The organism is Adlercreutzia caecimuris B7, from assembly GCF_000403355.2.
In the GTDB taxonomy this organism is placed as follows: Bacteria; Actinomycetota; Coriobacteriia; order Coriobacteriales; family Eggerthellaceae; genus Adlercreutzia; species Adlercreutzia caecimuris.
The window spans coordinates 878,265-898,652 of record NZ_KE159646.1 but is presented as its reverse complement, the minus strand read 5'-3'; the positions used below and the strand labels follow the sequence as shown (position 1 = coordinate 898,652).

At 67.2% G+C, this 20,388-nt stretch carries 15 protein-coding genes; 10 read left to right on the top strand and 5 right to left on the bottom strand.

Annotated features, from left to right (window positions below):
* The first annotated feature begins 227 nt into the window (after window positions 1-227).
* From pheA to C811_RS0103095, 8 genes are all read left to right on the top strand, one after another.
* A complete protein-coding gene (gene pheA, locus C811_RS0103100; protein WP_022926446.1) occupies window positions 228-1,115 on the top strand; it encodes a prephenate dehydratase in 888 nt (295 codons plus the stop codon).
* 272 nt (window positions 1,116-1,387) lie between these two features.
* Complete coding sequence (locus C811_RS07780; RefSeq protein ID WP_016308996.1) at window positions 1,388-2,665, top strand: hydrogenase small subunit; 1,278 nt, start codon at window positions 1,388-1,390, stop codon at window positions 2,663-2,665.
* Between the two features lie 16 nt (window positions 2,666-2,681).
* Window positions 2,682-4,355 (top strand): nickel-dependent hydrogenase large subunit, encoded by a 1,674-nt coding sequence (locus tag C811_RS07775; protein WP_016308995.1) that lies wholly within the window; start codon window positions 2,682-2,684, stop codon window positions 4,353-4,355.
* 1 nt (window position 4,356) lies between these two features.
* Entirely contained in the window at window positions 4,357-5,043 is a 687-nt protein-coding gene (locus tag C811_RS07770) for a cytochrome b/b6 domain-containing protein (protein WP_016308994.1), read from the top strand.
* 194 nt (window positions 5,044-5,237) lie between these two features.
* Window positions 5,238-7,853, top strand: coding sequence for a YhgE/Pip domain-containing protein (locus tag C811_RS07765; protein WP_016308993.1), 2,616 nt, complete (start codon window positions 5,238-5,240; stop codon window positions 7,851-7,853).
* Window positions 7,846-10,038, top strand: coding sequence for a YhgE/Pip domain-containing protein (locus C811_RS07760; RefSeq protein WP_016308992.1), 2,193 nt, complete (start codon window positions 7,846-7,848; stop codon window positions 10,036-10,038). The genes C811_RS07765 and C811_RS07760 overlap by 8 nt, the downstream gene beginning before the upstream one ends.
* 13 nt (window positions 10,039-10,051) lie before the next feature.
* The gene (locus tag C811_RS07755) at window positions 10,052-10,507 is read left to right on the top strand and encodes a hypothetical protein (RefSeq protein WP_016308991.1); all 456 of its coding nucleotides are present in this window, start codon (window positions 10,052-10,054) and stop codon (window positions 10,505-10,507) included.
* Entirely contained in the window at window positions 10,504-11,139 is a 636-nt protein-coding gene (locus tag C811_RS0103095) for a hydrogenase maturation protease (protein ID WP_016308990.1), read from the top strand. Before C811_RS07755 ends, C811_RS0103095 begins: the two co-directional genes overlap by 4 nt.
* An 82-nt stretch (window positions 11,140-11,221) precedes the next feature.
* On the opposite strand, the gene C811_RS07750 is transcribed toward C811_RS0103095, so the two are convergent.
* The 3 genes from C811_RS07750 to nth form a co-directional block, all read right to left on the bottom strand.
* A complete protein-coding gene (locus tag C811_RS07750; protein WP_016308989.1) occupies window positions 11,222-12,748 on the bottom strand; it encodes a hypothetical protein in 1,527 nt (508 codons plus the stop codon).
* Between the two features lie 15 nt (window positions 12,749-12,763).
* Entirely contained in the window at window positions 12,764-13,444 is a 681-nt protein-coding gene (locus tag C811_RS0103090; RefSeq protein ID WP_084811451.1) for an RNA polymerase sigma factor, read from the bottom strand.
* An 86-nt stretch (window positions 13,445-13,530) separates the two neighbouring features.
* Window positions 13,531-14,193, bottom strand: coding sequence for an endonuclease III (gene nth, locus C811_RS07745; RefSeq protein ID WP_016308987.1), 663 nt, complete (start codon window positions 14,191-14,193; stop codon window positions 13,531-13,533).
* A 265-nt stretch (window positions 14,194-14,458) separates the two neighbouring features.
* Here nth and mfd point away from each other — a divergent pair, with 265 nt between their 5' ends.
* Window positions 14,459-18,436, top strand: coding sequence for a transcription-repair coupling factor (gene mfd, locus C811_RS07740; RefSeq protein ID WP_016308986.1), 3,978 nt, complete (start codon window positions 14,459-14,461; stop codon window positions 18,434-18,436).
* Between the two features lie 5 nt (window positions 18,437-18,441).
* Window positions 18,442-19,488 (top strand): DMT family transporter, encoded by a 1,047-nt coding sequence (locus tag C811_RS07735; RefSeq protein WP_016308985.1) that lies wholly within the window; start codon window positions 18,442-18,444, stop codon window positions 19,486-19,488.
* Window positions 19,489-19,609: 121 nt separating this feature from the next.
* Here C811_RS07735 and C811_RS15740 read toward each other — a convergent pair whose 3' ends face one another.
* Both C811_RS15740 and C811_RS07730 read right to left on the bottom strand, forming a co-directional pair.
* Entirely contained in the window at window positions 19,610-20,059 is a 450-nt protein-coding gene (locus C811_RS15740; protein ID WP_016308984.1) for a type II toxin-antitoxin system HicB family antitoxin, read from the bottom strand.
* Between the two features lie 24 nt (window positions 20,060-20,083).
* Entirely contained in the window at window positions 20,084-20,269 is a 186-nt protein-coding gene (locus C811_RS07730) for a type II toxin-antitoxin system HicA family toxin (RefSeq protein WP_016308983.1), read from the bottom strand.
* Window positions 20,270-20,388: the final 119 nt, after the last annotated feature.

Sequence of the window (20,388 nt, the reverse complement as noted above, 5' to 3'; positions counted from 1 at the left end):
TACAAGGTGTTGCTGCATGGTGTTGCTGCATGGTGTTGCTGCATGGTGTTGCTGCATGGGTGGCGGCTGCGGAGGTGAGCCGCCTCGGCCTCTGGGAGGCTGCTTCTAAACATGCCGCGCTCCCTGTTGCCGTCGGCTTGGCGCGCTCGTCGGCTCGCTTCCTCCGCCCGGGGCGTCTGCTCCATCCGTCCCGGACGGCGCTGGCGTCTGCTGTCAAAACGTTTATCATGATCGACGACAGATTCGGCGCGACAGATTGGCATCCCATGAGCTACGATAACTCCATCGCCTTCCTCGGCCCGGCCGGCACCTATTCCAACGAGGCCGCCCTGCGCTTCGCGGCGCGGCTCGGCATCGAGGAGCCCCGGTTGGTGGAGTGCACCTCCTTCGACGAGGTGTTCGACTGCGTGGATGACGGCGTTACCCGCTTCGGCGTGGTGGGCAAGGAGAACTCGCTCGAGGGGCCGGTCACGGCCACCTTGGACAACTTCGCCTTCCGCACCGATGCCGTCATTTTGGCCGAGGAGGTCATCAACGTGAGCCACTGTTTGGTGGCGCACCCCGACGCCGAGCTGGACACCATCGTGCGCGTGGCATCGCATCCCCAGGGCATTGCCCAGTGCCGGCGCTTCCTGGCCACCGAGCTGCCCGGACGCACCACGCTGGCCGTGTCCTCCACGGCGGAAAGCGCGCGTTTGGCTGCGGCCGATCCCACCTGCGCCGGCATCTCCAACGCGCTTGCCGCCGAGCTGCACGGCGCGAAGGTGCTGTGTCGGAACATCCAGGACAACCCCGAAAACCAAACGGCGTTCGCCCTCGTGGGACGCCTGCCCGATGCCGAGCTCATCTCCGGCGACCGCCACAAGACCTCGCTTGCGCTGTTTTTGCGGGCCGACAAGCCCGGTGCGCTCCAGATGATCCTGTCGGAGTTCACCTATGCCGACATCAACCTCACCATGCTGCAGTCGCGTCCGACCAAAAAGCAGCTCGGCGACTACATGTTCTTCGTGGAGCTGGACGGCTCCATCCACGATTTCGACGTGCAGACGGCCCTCGACTGCCTGCGTCTGAAGCTGCGCGAGGTGAAGGTGCTCGGCAGCTATCCGGTGGAGTAGGGAAGCGGGTCGCCCCGCTTGTTCACCGTCGGCACCTTGGCTTCGTCGCTGCACAAATAGCTGAATCCCGTTATCAGAAGCGGTCGGAAAAATCTGCGAGCGGCATGGGCTTTTGCCTCCTTTGTTACCCGCGTGATGCTGCGTAACATTTTCAGGCCGTTGGTAGATTGTTTTCGCATCTATCCATATTCCATGGAGCAAATGTGATGCCAATAAGGATACTCTACCACTGCATGTAAGCGAGACGAGAACACCTATAAGGAGGTGTACGCATGGAAAATCAGGCAACGATGTCAGAGTTCGACAGCATCCTTGCCTCGCGTGGTGTGTCCCGCCGCAGCTTCATGAAGCTGTGCGCCGGCATCGCCGCCGCAGCCGGTTTGTCCCAGCTCGCGGTCCCGCGCGTGGCAAGTGCGCTCGAGGAGTCTGTTATCGGCGCAACGTCCGGTGACCTGTATCCGGTCATCTGGATCGAGGGCGCGTCCTGCACGGGCTGCACGGAGTCCTTCGCCCAGGTGGAGACTCCGGATGTGGCTTCCGTGGTGCTCGACTTGATCTCCCTGAACTACTCGGAGACCCTGTCGGCCGCTGCGGGCCATTCCGTGGAGGAGGCCAAGGCCCAGACCATCGCGGCAGGCAACTACATCCTCATCTACGAGGGTGCCGTGCTGGAGGCCTTCGACGGCAACGCCCTGCGCGTGGCCGGCGAGACGGGCATCACCGCGCTGGTGGAGGCCGCCGAGAGCGCCAATGCCGTCGTGGCTGTGGGCTCCTGCGCCGTCAACGGCGGCTGGATGGCCGCGGCCCCCAACCCGGCCCAGGCCCTGGGTGTCCAGCAGTACCTGGAGAAGGTCGGCGTGGCAACCCCGGTCGTGAACGTGCCCGGCTGCCCGGTGAACCCCGAGTGGGTCATGTCGGTGCTCGTGGACGTCGTGGTCATGAAGGACATGGATCTGCTGCTCAATCGCCTGAACGATTTCAACATGCCGGGCGACTTGTTCAACCAGACCATCCATGACAATTGCGAGCGTCGCGGCCACTTCGAGAACGGCGAGTTCGTCTACGAGTTCGGTTCCGAAGAGGAAGCGCTCGGCTATTGCCTGTATCCCGTGGGCTGCAAGGGCCCGCAGACCCGCGCCCTGTGCGGTGTCACCCTGTGGAACAACCGCCGCAGCTGGTGCGTCCAGGCCGGTGCCCCCTGCGTGGGTTGCTGCGAGTCCAACCCGATGAACCCCGGCGACAACTGGGTGGAGGTGAACACCCCGTTCTACAAGCGCATGCGCGATCTGCGCGTGGGCCCGCTGAACCTGCAGCCGACCACCATCGGCGTGGCCGTCACGGGTCTGGTGGCAGCCGCTCTCGTGGTGCACGGCTTCGGCATGAAGGCCTCCGGCCGCATGGACGGCGGCGCGCCCTTCGAGAAGATCCGCAAGTGGGACGCCAAGCATCCCGACCAGGAGGTCGGCACCTACGCCGACCCGGTCACCGGCGGCCCGGTTCTCGACGAGGAGCTCGTCCACAAGAACGCCGATCCCCGCAACAACGACTAGAAGGAGGTGAGCTGACTTGACACGTTCCGTTATTGATCCGATTACCCGTATCGAGGGCCATCTCCGCGTCGAGATGGAAGTGGAGAACGGCGTCGTTGCCGACGCGTGGGTTTCCGGCGGTTGCTTCCGCGGCATGGAGCTCGTCGTGCAGAACCGTACTCCCGAGGACGCCGCCCAGATCGTCGAGCGCATCTGCGGCGTGTGCCCCGTGTCCCACGCCCATGCGTCGTCCATCGCCGGCGACAAGGCCTACGGCATCACGATCTCGAACAACGCCCGCATCATCCGCAACCTGCTGGAGGGCGCGCAGTTCCTTCACAGCCACATCCTGTGGCTGTACAACCTGGCGGCTCTCGACTACGTGAACCCGCTGAACGCGCTGCAGGCCAACGTCGACAACGCCTACGCGGTGGCCCTGGAGAACGGCCTGGCGCTGCACTCCGACCTGAACCAGCTCTACGATAAGCTGGGCGCCTTCGCGGCCAACGGCCAGCTGTCCATCTTCTCGGGCAACTGGTTCGACGCCGACAATGGCGAGGCCTACAAGCTCACCCCCGAGCTGGACCTCATCCTCACCTCCCACTACCTGGAGGCCTTGAAGATGCAGGCCCGCGCCTCCGAGATGGCGGCGCTGCTCGGCGGCAAGATGCCCCACGTGATGACCTCCATCCCCGGCGGCAACATGTGGGTGCCCACCGAGTCCAAGCTGGACGACCTTCTGGCCATGGCCATCGAGGTGCGCGACTGGGTGAACGACACCGTGCTCGCCGACACCGTGGCGCTGGCGGGCCCCTACGCCGAGGCGCTGACCTTCGGCAAAGGCTGCGGCCGCTACATCGCCTGGGGCGTGTTCGAGGGCAATGGCTGGCCCTACGGCGACAACTACATCGAGCAGATGAAGAACCGCTACCTGCCCATGGGCGTGCTGGACGAGAACTTCGGCGTCACCGACGTGGAGGAGAGCAAGATCCAGGAGTACATGGGTCACTCCTGGTACAAGGGCGACGACACCTACACCTCGCCCTACTTCACCACCGATCCGGACTACACCGACTACAACGTGGACGACCGCTACACCTGGGTGAAGTGCCCCACCTACGACGGCAAGCCGATGGAGGCGGGCTCCATGTCCCGTATCTTCGCGGCCTACGTGCGCGGCGTGCCCTTCATCAAAGAGAACGTCGACGCGGTGCTCGGCATCCTGGGCGCCCAGCCCGGCGACCTGTCGGCCTTCCAGTCCACGCTCGGCCGTACCGCTATCCGCCAGGTCGAGACCATGTACGTGGCCGACCTCATGGTGGAGTGGGTCAACGAGCTCATGGAGGCCATCAAGGGCGGCGACTCCGAGTACTTCCGCGCTCCCGAGCGCACCACCGGCGAGGGCTCCGGCTTCTGGGAGGCCCCGCGCGGCGCGCTCTACCACTCCGAGAAGGTCAAGGACGGCAAGATCGAGGGCTACCAGATCATCATCCCGTCCACGTGGAACCTCGCTCCCATCAACTCCGAGGGCGAGCACGGCCCGCTCGAGCAGGCGCTCATCGGCGTGCCGGTGGCCGACATCGAGAAGCCGATCAACGCCCTGCGCACGGTCCACTCCTTCGATCCCTGCACCGCCTGCGCCGTGCATGTGACCGATCGCGCGACCGGCAAGTCCTTCGAGACCGTCACCAGCCCTTGGGGGGTGAAGTAAGATGGCTCATCTCGCACACTACAAAGAGGCCCATCCGCTCGTGTTCGTGGTGACTCACTGGATCAACCTGATCGCCATGATCATGCTCATCCTGTCGGGCATCATCATTCACTTCCCGGTGCTGCCCTACCTCACGGGCATCTCCCGCGGCTGCCACCTCTTCTTCGGCTTCGTGCTGTTCATCAACTGCGTGGCCCGCGTGATCATGGCCTTCTTCGTGAAGACCTCGCCCACCGGCGGCACCCGCCAGCAGGTGACCGACTTCAAGACCTGGCTGCCCCAGAAGGACAACCGCCATCAGGCCCTGGAGTGGATCAAGTACTACCTGTTCCTGAAGAAGGACCATCCCCTGGGCGCCAAGCTCGGCGTGCCGCAGAAGATCAGCTACCTGTTGATCCCGATCCTCATCCTGCTGATGTTCTGGACCGGGCTCTGCCTGTGGGGCGTGACCATGAACGTGCCCGTGTTCGCCGCGACGACGAACCTCGTGGGCGGTCTCATGTCCATGCGCATCATCCACTACTTCGGCATGTACGTGTTCATCATCTTCATGTTCATCCATGTGTACCTGGCGAACGTGGAGGGCTTCGCGCCGACCAAGCTCATGTTCATCCACAAGGAACATGGCGGCCTGGTGTACGACCCCGACCTGCACAACATCGTTGGCGAGGACAACGACCTGCACTAAGGTGTCGGACACAAACGCGCTTGGCAAGGGCGATCTCTGCGGAGGTCGCCCTTTTCGTTGCCGGAGTCGAGGGGCGCGCGTTAGTTGACTGATGGTTCCGATCCGTCAACAAGGATGGGCAAACTCGTCAGGGTTGCGCTATGATGATCTGAATCTCTGTGCTCGGTCGATGAAAGCGGAAAGGACCCGTTTCCGTGCGGAACGTGTTGAAGATACTGAGGCGCGATCTACTGCGCCTGCTGAAGACGCCGCCGGCGCTCGTGGTCATCGTGGCGCTTATGGTGCTGCCGTCGGTGTACACCTGGTACAACGTCATCGGCTTTTGGAACCCCTACGACAACACCGGCAACCTCACCGTCTGCGTGGTGAACCAGGATGCGGGCGGCTCCTCCGAGCTGACCGGCGAGCTGAACGTCGGCGACCGCATCGTGGACCAGCTCCATGAGAACACCCAGCTGAAATGGGAGTTCACCGACTACGACAGCGCCATGGAGCAGGTGCATACGGGCACTGCCTACGCGGCGTTCGTGATCCCCGAGAACTTCACCGCCGATCTGCTCACCCTGACCACCGGCGACTTCACCCAGCCGAAGCTGCAGTACTATGTGAACGAGAAGGCCGGTCCCGTCTCGCCGAAGATCACCGACACGGGCGCCTCCACGCTGGACGAGACCATCAACTCCACCTTCGTGTCCACCGTAAGCGACGTGGCGGTGAAGGCCATCGACGAGGCCCTCGGCGATTCAAAGGAGGCGCTGACTGACACGCGCTCCGCTGCCGCCGAGAAGATCGCCGGGGCGCTTTCCACCCTCGGAGAGGTGCGCTCGTCGCTTGGGAAGCTCGACGAGGGGACGGACGCGGCCGCCGCCAAGTCGCGTGAGGCGCGCGAGTCGCTGGCCAAGGCTAGAAGCGGCGTGGACGCGGCCCAGAAGGGCCTGACCGAGGTGGCGGACCAGAGCGAGGCCATGCAGTCGTCGCTTAACCAGTTCTCGGCGCTCACCATGCCCCTGATGAACACGAGCCTGCAGGCGGTGAACGACTCGTCGGCCAAGGCCGCCCAGGCCGCCGCGGGCCTCATTCGCACGACGGGCCAGGCCCAGGGTGCCATCCAGGCGGCGCTCAGCCAGGGCCAGGCGGCGGTGAACGAGGGCGCGGCCACCGCGTCGTCGCTGCGCGCCCTGGCCGCCCAGTTGCCCGAGGGCAGCGAGGTGCGCAAGGGCATCGAGGACGCCGCGGCCACCGCCGAGGAGCGGACCCAGGCCGCCCAGGCCACCTTGGACGCGCTCTCGGGCGCCAACGACCGCACCGTGGCCACGGTCAACCAGGTGGGCGACGCCGCCACGACCCTCGACGAGGCCGTCCAGGCCGCCACGGGCTCGGCATCCGAGTGGTCCACCACCTTGTACGGCACCACCATCCCGACGCTGAACGAGGCGCTCGGCACGCTGGCCTCCACGGCCACGGCGCTTGAGGGCACACTCGATACCCAGAAGCTCCTCGTCGACCAGACCTCGCTCATCATCGACCAGCTGGACGCCACCTTGTCCACCGCCAAGGAGACCGTGGCCCAGACTGATGACCTGTTCGCCGGCCTGGAGGAGGAGCTCGGCCGCGTTCACGACGACGTGCTCGTGTTCGGCCAGTCCGGCGTGCTCGGCAAGCTGCTGAACAGCTCGCTCGACGCCGACAAGATCGCCGCGTTCATGGCCTCGCCCACCGAGGTGGTCACCGAGCAGCTCTACCCCCTGAACGCCTACGGCAGTGCCATGGCGCCGCTGTTCATGAATCTCACCTTCTGGATCGGCGCCTTCATGCTCGTGGTCATCCTGCGCCAGGAGGTGGACGACGAGGGCATCCCGAACCTCACCTTGGGGCAGCGCTACTGGGGGCGCTTTCTGTTCCTCGGGGTGCTGGCCGTGGCCCAGGCGCTCATCTGCTGCGCCGGCGTTCTGGCCATCGGCGTGCAGACGGCGAGCGCGCCGGCCCTCTTCATCGCCGCGGCCTGCGCGTCGCTGGCCTACCTCAGCATCATCTTCTCGCTTTCGGTGGTCTTGCAGCACATCGGCAAGGGCATCTGCATCGTGCTCGTGTTCGCCCAGATTCCCGGGGCCACGGGCCTGTACCCCATCGAGATGACCTCGGGTTTCTTCCAGGCCATCTACCCGCTGTTCCCCTTCACCTACGGCATCGGCGCCATGCGCGAGGCCATCTGCGGCTTCTACGGCACCCAGTACGAGACGGCCCTTGCCACCCTCGGGCTGTTCTTCGTCATCGGCATGGCCTTCGGGCTGCTCGTGCGGCCGCTCATGGCGAACGTGAACCGCATGGTGGCGCGCCAGGTGCGCGAGGGCGGCCTGTTCAACGGCGAGAACGTGGAGGTACCCATGCGGCCCTACCGCCTCTCGCAGATCATGCGGGTGCTGTCGGACAAGAGCTCCTATGAGACCGACCTGGCCCGCCGCTACGCCCGTTTCAGCCGCTGGTACCCGCGTATCATGCGCGGCGCCATCGTGCTGGGGGTGGTGGTGCCGGTGGCGCTGGCCGTGGTGTTCGCGCTCACGCCGGCCGAGAAGGTGTGGGTCTTAACTGGCGCCCTTCTGTGGCTCATCCTCGTCTTCGTGGCGCTTGTGGTGGTGGAGAGCCTGCGCTACAGCTTCGAGCGCCAGCTGAAGCTGGGGGATATGTCGGATGCGCACCTCATGAAGCTCGCCGAGGCCACGCGCACGGTGCAGGCCGCGGTGGCGGGGGAGGGCGAGGGAGCCGGGGACGAGGCCGACCGGGCGGCTGCGAGGTACTATGACCATGGGTAATATCGCCAAGCTCTTCCGCGTCGATGTGCGCCGGCTCGTCGCCAACGTCATGAGCATTATCATCACGGTGGGCCTCGTGGTCATGCCGTCCATCTTCGCCTGGTACAACATCATCGCGTGCTGGAGCGTGTTCGACAACACCGGCAATTTGAAGGTGGCCGTGGCCAACACCGACGAGGGCTACCAGAGCGATCTGGTGCCCCTGCGCGTGAACGTGGGCGACCAGGTGATCAGCGCGCTGCGGGCCAACGACCAGATTGACTGGGTGTTCACCGACGAGGAGGACGCGGTGGACGGCGCGCGCTCGGGCCGTTACTACGCCGCCGTGGTCATCCCGAAGGACTTCAGTCGCGACATGCTCACGTTCTACTCGAAGGACATGGAGCACGCCGATATCATCTACTACACCAACGAGAAGAAGAGCGCCATCGCCCCCAAGATCACCGACAAGGGAGCCGATTCGGTATCCTACCAGGTGAACTCGGTGTTCGCCGAAACGCTCTCGGAGGTGTCGCTGTCGCTGGCCGAGGCGCTGTCGTCCTATGCCGAGGACAGCGACTGGGACGGCCGCATCGCGCTTCTGGCCGACCATGTGCGCGACATGGCCTCCTCGGTGGAAGAGGCCACCTCAGTGCTCGGGCTGTACGCCTCGCTCGCCCGCGCCTGCGAGAACCTGGCCGATGACTCCGCGGCGCTCACTGCCAAGGCCGTCTCGGCGGCCGACGGCACGCTCGATGCGGCCACAAAGGACGCCGGCGCGGTGCCTGCCACGGTAAGCGCGCTGAAGGATGCGCGAGCGGGGCTTACCGATGCGCTGAAGACCTCGGCGGAGGGCTTCGACAAGGTGGCCGAGAAGATGGACGCGCTGTTCGACACCGCCTCCTCCGATGTGGCCGCCACCACCTCCGACCTGCGCACCCAGGCCGACGCCCTCGCGAAGCACGGCACCCGCTATCGCGATCTGGCGAAGAGCGTGGAGGCGCTGGCCGCCGCGATGCCCGAGCTCGTGCGGCCGAACGTCACGGCGCTCGTCAAGCAGATGAACTCCACGGCCGATCTGCTGGACGGCATGGCGGGCAATTTGCGCTCGGCCGCCGACAAGCTGGATGCGGGCGATGCCGATATCAGTTCCGACCGCAAGGAGGCCGACAAGCGCGCCGCGGAGGCTCAGGCCGCCATCCAGACGATCCGCAATGACTACGAGGACAACGTGAAACCGGGCCTTGAGAAGCTCGTGGACGAGGCGGCGGACGTGGCGAGCCGCGCCGGGTCGCTGTCGGGCACGCTGCGAGACATCGGCTCGGAGCTTTCCGGATCGGCCACCTCGGCCGGCGAGGTGATGGGATCTACGGCCGGGAAGATCGACGAGGCCACCGCCAAGCTCAAGAGCGTCTCGGACGGGCTCACCTCCATGGCCGAGCAGATCGATGCCGCGCTGGCCTCGGGGGATCGCAGCGCCCTGTCCGACGTGCTGTCGGCCGACGTGTCGCTGCTGTCGCGGGCCATCGCCGCGCCGGTGGGACTCGAGCGCATCCCGGTCTTTCCCGTGGAGAACTTCGGCAGCGCCATGGCGCCCCTGTACACCACGCTCGCCCTGTTCATCGGCTCGCTGCTCATCCTCGTGGTGGTCAAGCCCACGGTGTCCCGGCGCGAGGTGCGCGACGCGAACCTGGTGGCGGCCAAGCCGCGTCAGCTGTTCTGCGGCCGATTCGGCGTGATGGCGCTCATCTCGCTGGCCCAGTCAACGCTCATGGCCGCGGGCAACATGTTCTTCCTCAAGGTGCAGGTTACCTCCCCACTCGAGTTCTTCCTGTGCTTCTGGCTGGCGGGGCTCGTGTTCACCTTCCTCATCTACGCGCTCGTGTTCTCGTTCGCCAATCTGGGGAAGGCCATCGCGGTGCTGCTGCTCATCGTGCAGGTGACCGGCTGCGGCGGCTCGTTCCCCCTGCAGCTTCTGCCCGAGTTCATCCAGCAGCTGAGCCCGTGGCTGCCGGCCACCCACGTGGTGAACGCCATGCGCGCCGCCATGATGGGCGGTTGGGGCAACGACTTCTGGGTGCAGATGGGGGATTTGGCGCTGTTCCTCATTCCCGCCGCCCTTTTGGGCCTTGTTTTGCGCAAACCGCTGGCCAAGTTCATGAACTGGTACGTGGAACAGGTAGAATCATCCAAATTGGTTGGATGATAAGGAGCGTGCCGTGGCCGGATTGACCGACGAGCAGATTGCCGAGGAAGAGAAGTTTCTGCGGGGGTTGCCCCGGGTGAACATGGGGGCGCTTCTGTTGGCGCCCGTGTGGGGGCCGGCCCACGGGATGTGGCCGGCGTTTCTGTTCTTCGTGGCGTGGCTGTTCGTGGACAACGCCATCTGGGCGGCCTCGGTGCAGCCGACGGTCATGAACGTGGTTTTGGCGACGGTCATGCTCGTGGGGCTCGTGGCGGCGACGGTGGTGTTCGCCATCGTGGCCCAGCCCTTCGCAGCGCATCGGGCCGAGGCCATGGGGGTGGATCGCGCGACCTATCTGCGCCGCCAGCGGGCGTGGGCAGTGGCCGGCGCGGTGGCGGCTGTGGCCGTGGTGGCGTTCGCCACCTGGTACAACCTGGATATGCGCCCGGCCATGGAGGCCGCCGCGAACCTGCCCGGGAGCGCCCAGTGAGCGCCGAGCGCCGGGCGGTAGCGCCCGAGGCGCCTGCCGCCGCTGCCGAGGCGTCATGCGCGGCCGGGATCGCTCCCGCGCCCGAGACGGCTTGCGAGGCTGGGACCGCTCCCGCGGCCGAGGCGCCTGCCGCCGACCCCTCGCGTCGGGCGGCGGTGTTCTTCGTGGGCAACCGGCTCATGATGGACGACGGCGTGGCGCCGGCGGCCTTTGACCTCATGCTCGACACCTTCGAGATTCCCGCCAACGTGCAGCTGCTGGACGTGGGCTGCATGGCGCTCGACATGCTCGGCTACGTGGAGGCGTGCGACGTCATCCTCACAGTGGACGCCGTGGACGGCACGGGGGATGCGCCCGGCACTGTCTACCGTTTCGAGCCCGACGCCATGGCGCGCCACGCCGGGCCCGAGGCGTCGCTGCACGATCTGAAGCTCGTGGACCTCTTCGATGCGGCGTCACTCATGGGATACGCGGCCGAGGGCTACTGCTTGGGCATGCAGGTGGAAAACCCGTCGCCCTCGGAGTTCTACGTGGGCCTCACCCCGGCCTGCGAGGCGGCCCTGCCCCTGCTCGTGGAAACCGTCGCCGCCGAGCTTGACCGCCGCGGCTTCCCGCTTACGCGCAAGGGCTAGCGCGCCTCTCACCTGTTCCGTGGCGGAAGGCCCGTGCCCGGCACGAGCCTTCCGGTAGAAGCGCCCCGCTTCGCCTCGCCTCCTATGCGGCGGACGATGGCTGGCGAATATCCACGTAGCCGGAGGCGAGGTCGGTCTTGTTGAAGAGCGCGCCGTCGCCGTTCACATCGAGCAGGAGCTGCCCCAGCTCATCTCGGGGCACGAGCCACGCGAAGCGCACCGTGAGCTTCTCGCCGGGATCGAGGCGGGCGATGGTGTTGCCCCCTTCGCTGTCGGCGGCAACGGCCCCATCTTCCACGTCCAGGTAGGCGGTGCGTTCCATGGAGATAATAGCCGTGCTCTCGGCAAAGTCGGCCCCGGGAACGGCTCGCTCGCGACGCACGACGGACCAGCCGTCGAAGCTTTCCCGCGCGCTCAAGAGCCATGCGTTTACGAGGAAGTCCTCAAGCGGCTCGTCGGATGCGTTGGCGTACTCGACGGTGGCCTGCACCAGCGCGATGGGGCAGGCTCGCCGCTCGATCACGGCGTCCACGCTGTTCACGCCGTCGCCCCATGCCCCGTATGTGACGAGGTCGGGCCCAAGGCTGCCGTCCTCCCTCGCCAGGGAAAGCCACTCAACGGGGATGGCCTCGGGGCGCGCAAGATCGGAGAGGCTGTCGGATACGGCCACATCGGTGACGGTGGCCGTCAGCGCGCCCGAAGCCGCCCTGTCGGCGTCCTCCGCAAGTCCCGACTCCTCGCTGGAGAGCGGGAACGTGTCGCCGATTCCGTGCAGGTTGCCCATCTCCTCGAAGGTGGCGTGCATGCCCTCGTCGGGGTCGCTCTCATCGTCGGAAACGCTTTGATCGAGATAATCGCTCCAGAGCCAGAGATAGGCGCGCTCGACGGGCTCGTCGGCTACGAGAGAAATTCCCTCGGCCACCTTCAGCGCCTCGGAGCGCAGGGTCGCGTCCGTCACGATGACGACGATGCGGTTTTCGGTTTCGAAGGGGAGAATCAGGGTAAGGCCGCGGCGCTCTGCGGTGTCTTGCGTGGTAACGAGCAGGCCCTCCCGCCCGTTGACGGATACCTCCTCGCTTTCCACGACCGATGAGAGCGGGAAAGCCTCATCGGTGTCGCGGTAGAGCACGGTTACCGAGAGACTTTCAAGGAAGTCGTCGGAGTAGAATGTCCGACTGCGGCCGGGGGTGTCGATGCTGTCGGGAAAGAGCGCGCGCTCGTCGGTGAGGCCTGCCGGCTCGTAGGCGAGGGAGAGGCGGTAGCCGTCAACGGTAGCCGTCGGGGCGGGGTTGTCCGCATCCTCGTCGTTGCCGATGCCGACCATCAGCTGGTGGTTGCCGCTCCAATGCAGGTCGATGATCCCCAGCTTGTCGGCGGCGTAGGCGCTTCCGCCCACCAGCAAGCTGGCCAGGGTCGCGGCTGCGGCCATCTGCGGCCACCGGCGGCGGGGACAGGTGTCGGCGCTTTCCTCTCGGCGACGGGAGCGCGGGGCGGGCTTAGTGCGGGGAAGGGCGCAGAAGGCCTCTTCCAGGGCGTCGTTGGCTCGGGCGGTCGCGCGAGCGCCGCCGGTGATTGCGGCAAGACGATGGTCGAGGGCGGTATCGTTCATGGAAGCCTCCTTGGCTCAGGCGGTCGGGCGTCGATGCGGAAGGGCGGTTGCGCCCGCGTTCGGTGCGCGGGGCCCAGCACCGGAGGCCGTCGGGGGCTGTGGAGCGTCTTTCGCGGGCTGCGGGCGCGGGGCGGCCTCCTCGGCTTCCCCCTGCGCCAGCGATGCGGCGATGCGCTTGCGGCCGCGGGAGAGGCGTTGGCGCACGGCCTCCTCGCTGATGCCGAGCATTCCGGCGATCTCCCGCACGGTGCAGCCCTCGCCATAGAACAGGGCCACGGCGGGGGCATTGGCATCGCCGGCGGCATGCACGAGGGCGAGAAACTCCTCGTTTTCGCCGCCGGCGGGCATCTCGTGTTCGGACGGATCGGCCAGAAGCGCCTCCGGGACCGCCTCCAAGGGCTCGCTTGCCCGGGTGGAGCGGGTTATGCGCCGGCATTCGTTGATGCAGATGCGCAAGAGCCAGGTTTTGAAGTACGCCGGCCGCTCCAGTTCGCCGAGATGCTCCCAGCCGGCAAGCACAGTGGCCTGCAGAGCATCGGCTATGTCGGACTCGCGCCCTCTCAGGCAGCTGGCGGCCATGCGGTACAGGGAATCGGCGAGGGGCCGCACCAGCTCCTCGAAGGCTTCGGTATCGCCGACGCGGGCGCGGCGGATCAGGCGCCGCAGACGGGCGCGGGGCACAGGTTCGGTCATCATCGGCCTCTCTGCGGGATGGCGGACAGTTGCCCTTTAGATGCGCGGAAGCCCGAAAAGGTGACGCCGTTCATAAGGTTTTCGGAAAATTAGCCCCAAAGCCCCCGGGTGGGGCACAGATCGCCCACGATGCAGTCGGCGCAGCGGGGGTTGCGGGCGCGGCAGAACTCGCGGCCGAAGTGCACCCATTGGTGGTTGATGAACAGCCACTGGGGGCGCGGGTATACTTTCAGCAGAATATCCTCTACCTTCTGCGGCGTGTCGGCCGAGGGCCCGGCCAGCTTCAGGCGGTGGGCGATGCGGTACACGTGGGTGTCTACGGCGATGCCCTGGGGGTCCTTGAACGCCTCGCACATCACGCAGTTCGCCGTCTTGCGGCCCACGCCCGGCAGCTTCTGCAGCGCGTCCACGTCGGCGGGAATCTCGCCGCCGAAATCGGCCACCACCATCTGCGCCAGGGCCACGAGGTTCTTCGCCTTGCTGCGGAAGAACCCGAGCGAGCGGATGATGGAGGCCACCTCGTCGGGGGAGGCGGCGGCCAGGGCGGCCGGGGTGGGGAAGGCGGCGAAGAGCGCCGGGGTGGTCTTGTTCACGGCCGCGTCGGTGCACTGGGCCGACAGCACCACGGCCACCGTCAGCTCGAAGGGGGTGGTGTAGTCCAGCGACGCCTTGCCCGGCCCGTAGTGGGCGAACATGCGCTCCTCGATGGCCGCTGCCCGCTCCTTCTTGCTCGCCAGAGATTCCCGTGCCATGGTCGCTCCTTGCATCGGTGGCCGCTGCGGGGCGTCCTCGCCCGTGCGCCGGCCGGCTTTCGTTTCTGCTATTGTCGCACAGCGCAAGGTTGCTTTCGGGGATTCCTCAAGGATTGCGCGGGCGGTTTACCTCTTTGCTACCGTTGGGGGTCGGGGCGGCGGCGCGGGCGCGGCGGTGCGCTACACTGGGCACGGTGCCTTTTCGCGGTGCCCGCCGCCTGCTCGGGCGGCTTTCGTCGTTTGCTGTTGCAGAAAAGAGGCCGCTGTGCTCATCGACTCGCTCGCCTTCACCTTGGAGAAATCCGGTTGCCTGGACGCGTTCTGGGGAAAGCTCGACGCCGGCACCGACGCCACCTTGGGCGTGGCCGCCTCGGCCCGACCCTTCCTCGTGGCAGCCCGCTTCGCCCACGGGCCCCAGGCAACCCTCGTGGTGGTGGCCGGCGAGGACGCGGCGGTCACCTTCGCCCGCCAGGTGGCCTCCTATGTGGGAGAGGAGCGCGTGCTGCGCTTCCCCGAGCGGGCTGATGTGCCCTTCGCGCCCAAGAAGCCCGACGCTCGCGTGATTGCGCGGCGGATGGAGGCGGCCTGGGCGCTGCAGTCGGCGCGGCCGGTCGTGGTGGTGGCGAGCGCGCGGGCCCTTCTGCGCCTCATGGCGCCGCCCTCCGCCATGGCAGCGCGCCCGGTGGCCCTTGCCGCCGGTACCGAGCTTTCAGCCATGGGCATTCCCGGCGTGGAGGAGCTGGACGATCTGCCACGCGCCCTCGCGGCGGCCGGCTACGCCGATACCGGCGAGCTGGACGGGCCGGGCACCTTCGCCCACCGCGGCGGCACGCTGGACGTGTTCCCCGGCAACCTGGATTTCCCGGTGCGCCTCGACTTCTTCGGCGACGAGCTGGAGGAAATCCGCCGCATCGTGCCGGCGACGGGCCAGACCATCTCCTCGCTGCCGAGCGTGGAGATCTACCCGGTCTCGGAGTTTCCCACGTCTGCGCGCGCTTTGGCCGACGCCCGGCGCGCCCTGGAGAAGCCGGCGCTCACGAACCCGGCTCTGCGCGAGGTGCTCGAGAAGATGGAGGGCGGCCTCGTGTTCGAGGGCGCCGACGTGGTTCTGCCCTACCTGTACAAGAACCCGGTGACGCTCGGGGCCTATGCGGGCGCGGGCACGCTCTGCTCGCTCATCGAGCCGCGCTCGCTCTTCGACGATGCGGCCCACGGCGCCGACGACCTGGCCGAGCGCGCCCGGGGCACGAACATCGCGCTTTCGGGCCTGTACGCGAGCCCGGCGGCCATGGACTTCGGCGGGGCCGTGCGTGCCACCTATGTGTCCATCATGCGCGTGGGCGGCGAACTTGACGACGAGCTGCCGGTGAAGCGTGTGGACGTGGCCGGCGTGCCCGACAAGATCTTCGGGAAGCTGAAGGGGCTCACCGAGGATCGATACACCGTGGTGTTCTCCGCGCCGAACTACCGCGCGCGGGAGACGATGCGCCACGCCTTCGTAGACCACGGCATTCCCATCCAGATTTTGAAGCCGGAGAACCTCGACGATGGTAATAGTGCGGCGGCGGTCGGGCGGGGCGTCCCGCGCGCAGATTCCGCAGACTCGGAAAAAGAGGGGTACAATCCTCACCCCTCTTTTTCCGAAAGCGAGGACTGCCCGAGCACGGGATGTTCCGCCCGACCGCCGCTCGACGAGCTCCAAAGTGCGGATTCCGCCGACACCGACACCCCCGCCCAGGCCAAGCGCCGCCTGCGCCGGGGCGTGGTGAACATCGTGGACGTGGACATTCCTCTCGGCATGATCATTCCCAAGGCGCACCTCGCCCTCGTGAGCGCGGCCGATACCCAGGGCTCGCGGGCCGCCAGTCGCGCGGCGCGGGTGTCGGTGGATGTCACGGAGGTCACCTTCCCCTTCAAGCCGGGCGACTACGTGGTGCACGCCGCCCACGGCATCGCCTTCTTCCGCGATCTGGTGCGCCGCGAGGTGGACGGCACCGAGCGCGACTACCTGCAGCTGGAATACGCCGAGGGCGACAAGCTGTTCGTGCCCACAGAGCAGCTCGACCGCGTCACGCGCTACGTGGGGCCCGAGGGGGCGAGCCCGCGGCTCACGCGCCTGAACACGAGCGACTGGTCACGGGCGCTTGCGAAGGCTCGCAAGGCCACCAAGAAGCTTGCCTTCGACCTCGTGGACGTGTACGCCCGCCGCGCCGCCACCCAGGGCTTCCGCTTCAGCCCCGACACCCCCTGGCAGCGCGAGATGGAGGAGGCCTTCCCCTACCAGGAGACGCGCGACCAGCTGGCGGCCATCGCCGACGTGAAGGCCGATATGGAATCGGCCCGGCCCATGGACCGGCTCATCTGCGGGGACGTGGGCTTCGGCAAGACCGAGGTGGCCCTGCGCGCCGCCTTCAAAGCTACCCAGGACGGCAAGCAGGTGATGGTGCTGTGCCCCACCACCATTCTGGCCCAGCAGCACTACACCTCCTTCAAGGACCGCTTTACTCCCTTCGGCGTCACCGTGGAGGTGCTCTCGCGCTTCCGTACGAACGAACAGCAAACCCGGGCGCTCGAGGGCTTCGCGTCGGGCGAGGTGCAGGTGCTCGTGGGCACTCACCGGCTGCTCTCGCGCGATGTGAATCCGCACGACCTGGGCCTGGTGATCATCGACGAGGAGCAGCGCTTCGGTGTGCAGCACAAAGAGCAGCTGAAGAACTTGCGCGAGTCCATCGACGTGCTCACGCTGTCGGCCACGCCCATTCCGCGCACCATGCAGATGTCGCTGTCGGGCGTGCGCGACATGTCGCTTATCCTCACGCCGCCCGACGAGCGGCGTCCGGTGGAGGTGCACGTGGGGGAGTGGGACCCCGACGTGGTGAGCGCGGCCATCCGCTACGAGCTGGCCCGGGGCGGTCAGGTGTACTACGTGAGCAACCGGGTGCGCTCCATCGACGAGGCGGTGGATCGCGTGCACGCCGCGGCCGGCGAGGCGCGGGTGGGCGTGGCCCACGGGCAGATGACCAAGGAAGAGCTGGAGCGCGTGATGGAGGAGTTCGCCGCCGGCGAGCTGGACGTGCTCGTGGCCACCACCATCATCGAGAGCGGCATCGACAACCCGCACACCAACACGCTCATCATCGAGGACGCCCAGCGCCTCGGCCTCGCCCAGATGTACCAGCTGAAGGGCCGCGTGGGCCGCTCGTCGGTGCAGGCCTTCGCCTACTTCATGTTCCCCGAGAACGTGCCCCTGACCGAGGAGGCCGCCGCGCGTCTCACAGCCATCAATGAGCACCAGGATCTGGGCAGCGGCATGCGCATCGCTATGCGCGACCTGGAGATCCGCGGGGCGGGCTCCATGCTGGGGGCCGAGCAGTCGGGCAACATGTCGGCAGTGGGCTTCGACCTGTTCGCCCAGATGCTCTCTCAGGCTGTGAACGACACGCGGGAGCGCGGCGAGGCCACGGGTGAGTTGCCCCCGGCGCTGTCGGACATCACGGTGAACATCCCGGGCCACGCCTACTTGCCCGAGGAGTACATCCCCGACGCCGATGCGCGCGTGCTGTGGTACCGCAAGCTGGCCGCGGCGGCCACGGTGGAAGCGGTGGCGGCGCTGCGCGAGGAGATGCTCGAGAAGGCCCCCGAGATGCCCGAGGCGGCCCAGAACCTGTTCGCGCGCTCGCACTTGAAGGCGTTCGCCAACGAGCACGGCATCAAGCTGATCTCGGTGGTAGGGGGGCGTTTGGTGGTGGAGCCGGTGGAGGTTCCCGCCGATGCGATGAAGGCGCTGCGCCGGGCGGGCGGCCGCTACAACCCCGACAAGCGCAAGCTGGCGCTGCCCCTGCGCTACTTCTCCGACGAGGAGCGCGAGAACCTCCTGCCGGCCATCGCGGGGTTCTTGGCCGCGTTGGCGGGCGAGGACGAGGAGGAAGTTGGCGGGAAAGCCGCGGAGGCCGGCGGCGAGGACGGCGCAGCTGCGGCAGCGGGTGCGGATGACGCGGCCCCGGCAGGTGCCGCCCGGGATACCGGGCGCTCTTCCGCGGCCGGCGCCCGTGGCTGCTCCGGACGTCCTGCTGCTGCGGCCTCTGGGCGCGCTGCCGCCCCGGCGCCGGCCGCCGACGCACGGCCCGCGCGCCCCACGGCCCGCAGCGAGCGGCGCGCCAACAACCTCGCCAAGGGCGAGACGGCCCGCGAGCGCCTCGCCGCCAAGCGCGCCGCCCGCGCCGCGAAGCGGCAGGGAGAGTAGGCGCGATGGGCTGGCGATCCTCGGATTCGGCTCCCTCGGCGCACGGCCGCTTCTGGCTCGGGGCGGCCTGCGCCCTGGCCGGGGCCACGCTGTGGGGCTTTTCGGGCGCGTGCATCCAGTTCCTTGTTGAGGGCTATGCCGTAAGCTCGGCGTTTATCTCGTTTACGCGAGCGGCTACGGCGGCGGTGCTCTTCCTCGCCCTCGTGCTCGCCACGCGCCGCGAGGCCCTGCTCTCGCTTCTGGGCAGCCGCGCGGCCCGGCGCACCCTTGTGCTGTTCGGCGTGGGGCTGTACCTGTCGCAGATCACCTACGCCATCTCCATCGAGATGACCAACGCCGGTACCGCCACGGTGCTTCAGGCCACCTGCACGGTGTTCGTCATGCTCTTCACATGCCTGCGGGCGCACCGGCTGCCCCGTCCCGCCGACTTCGCGGGGCTCGTTGCCGCCCTGGCCGCAGCGGCGCTCATCGCCACCCAGGGCGACTGGGGCGTCATCGTGCTGCCGGCGGCCGGTCTTGCCTGGGGCATTGCCAACGCCCTGTCCGAGACGCTCTACATCATGGCGCCGCAGCGCCTGTACGGCCGATGGGACCGGGTGACCATTATCGGCGTCGGCATGCTGGTAAGCGGCGTGGCGGCTGCCATCGTGTGGCTTGCTGCTGCCGCGGCCGCCGCCGTTCCCGCTGCGGGCGCCGCCGCGCCGATCGACGCGAGCCCCGCTGCCGCTGCCCAGGCTGCCGCCGCATCGTCCTTTTCGGCGTCGGGCGCGGCGCCCCTCGTGCCCGCGCTCGACGCGGTGGGCTGGCTCGCCCTCATCGGCGGCGTGGGCATGCTCGGCACCTTCGCCGCCTTCGGGCTGTTCCTCTACGGCGTGTCGCTCGTGGGCTCGGTAAAGGGCAGCCTTCTCGGCGTGGCCGAGCCGGTGGGCGCCATGGTCATCGCCGCCGTATGGCTCGGCACGCCGTTCTCGGCCGCCGACTGGGGCGGCCTTGTGCTTATGGCTGCCATGATCGCGCTCGTCTCCCTGTCCGGCTCCCGCGAAAAGCGGTAACGACCAGCGGCCGCCTTCTCGGCCATGTCCGTCGACCGACCCCTTCCCGTGGATATGCGCGTGCCCATCCGATCCGTCTTGGGCGTTCGGGCTGCGGACCTGCTACATCGGCGCGTTCGCGCTAAGCGGTAGCGGCTTTCTTCGGGCGCCCCGCCGTACGGGGACTGTTGAAATAGGCCATGACATCGGCTGCGGAGACCAAGCGCGCGCTGCCGATCTTCCTCGCCCCAATGACGCCGCTTCGGATCAGGGCGTGAATGCGCGCGGTGCTGACATCGAGCACGTCGGCCGCCTCCTGAACGGTCATGGTCGGCACGTCGGGCAGAGAGGCGTCGCAGTCGACGACCACGGCGACAACGCGGCCGCCGTCGGGCGCGCGATGCTCCATGCACGGCTCGGGCAGCTCTCGCCCCTCTCTCAGGGCCTGCGATATCCAAAGTGCGAGCAGGTCCTGGGCCATGAAGACCGCATCGCGCAGGCTTTCCCCTTGCGTATGGATTCCCAGATCGGGAAACTCGGCCTCCCAGCCGCCGCTCCAGGGCGTCAAGATGGCCTCGTAAAGGTACTTCATGGGATCATTCCTTTCCCGAAAAGGCTAACGTAATCCGAGCTTCTCCTTCACGGCGCGCTCTACCCCAGGAGAAAGGTCGCCCGCATGGCGCGGAAGGGGAAACTCTTCACCGGCGGCGTTGGCGTAGATGTCGTGTCGCGTTCCATGCCTTACGAAGCGGCCGCCCCTCTGCTTGATAAGCCTTATCGCCTCCCTGGTCGTCATCGGCATGGCGCTTCCCCCTAGCGTTAATTATTGTATCTACTTGTAATGATTGATGCAATAAAATTGTTGTTGTAGATAACGATATACGGGGCAACGCGATTTCGTCGCCCGTTCGTGCGCTCTGC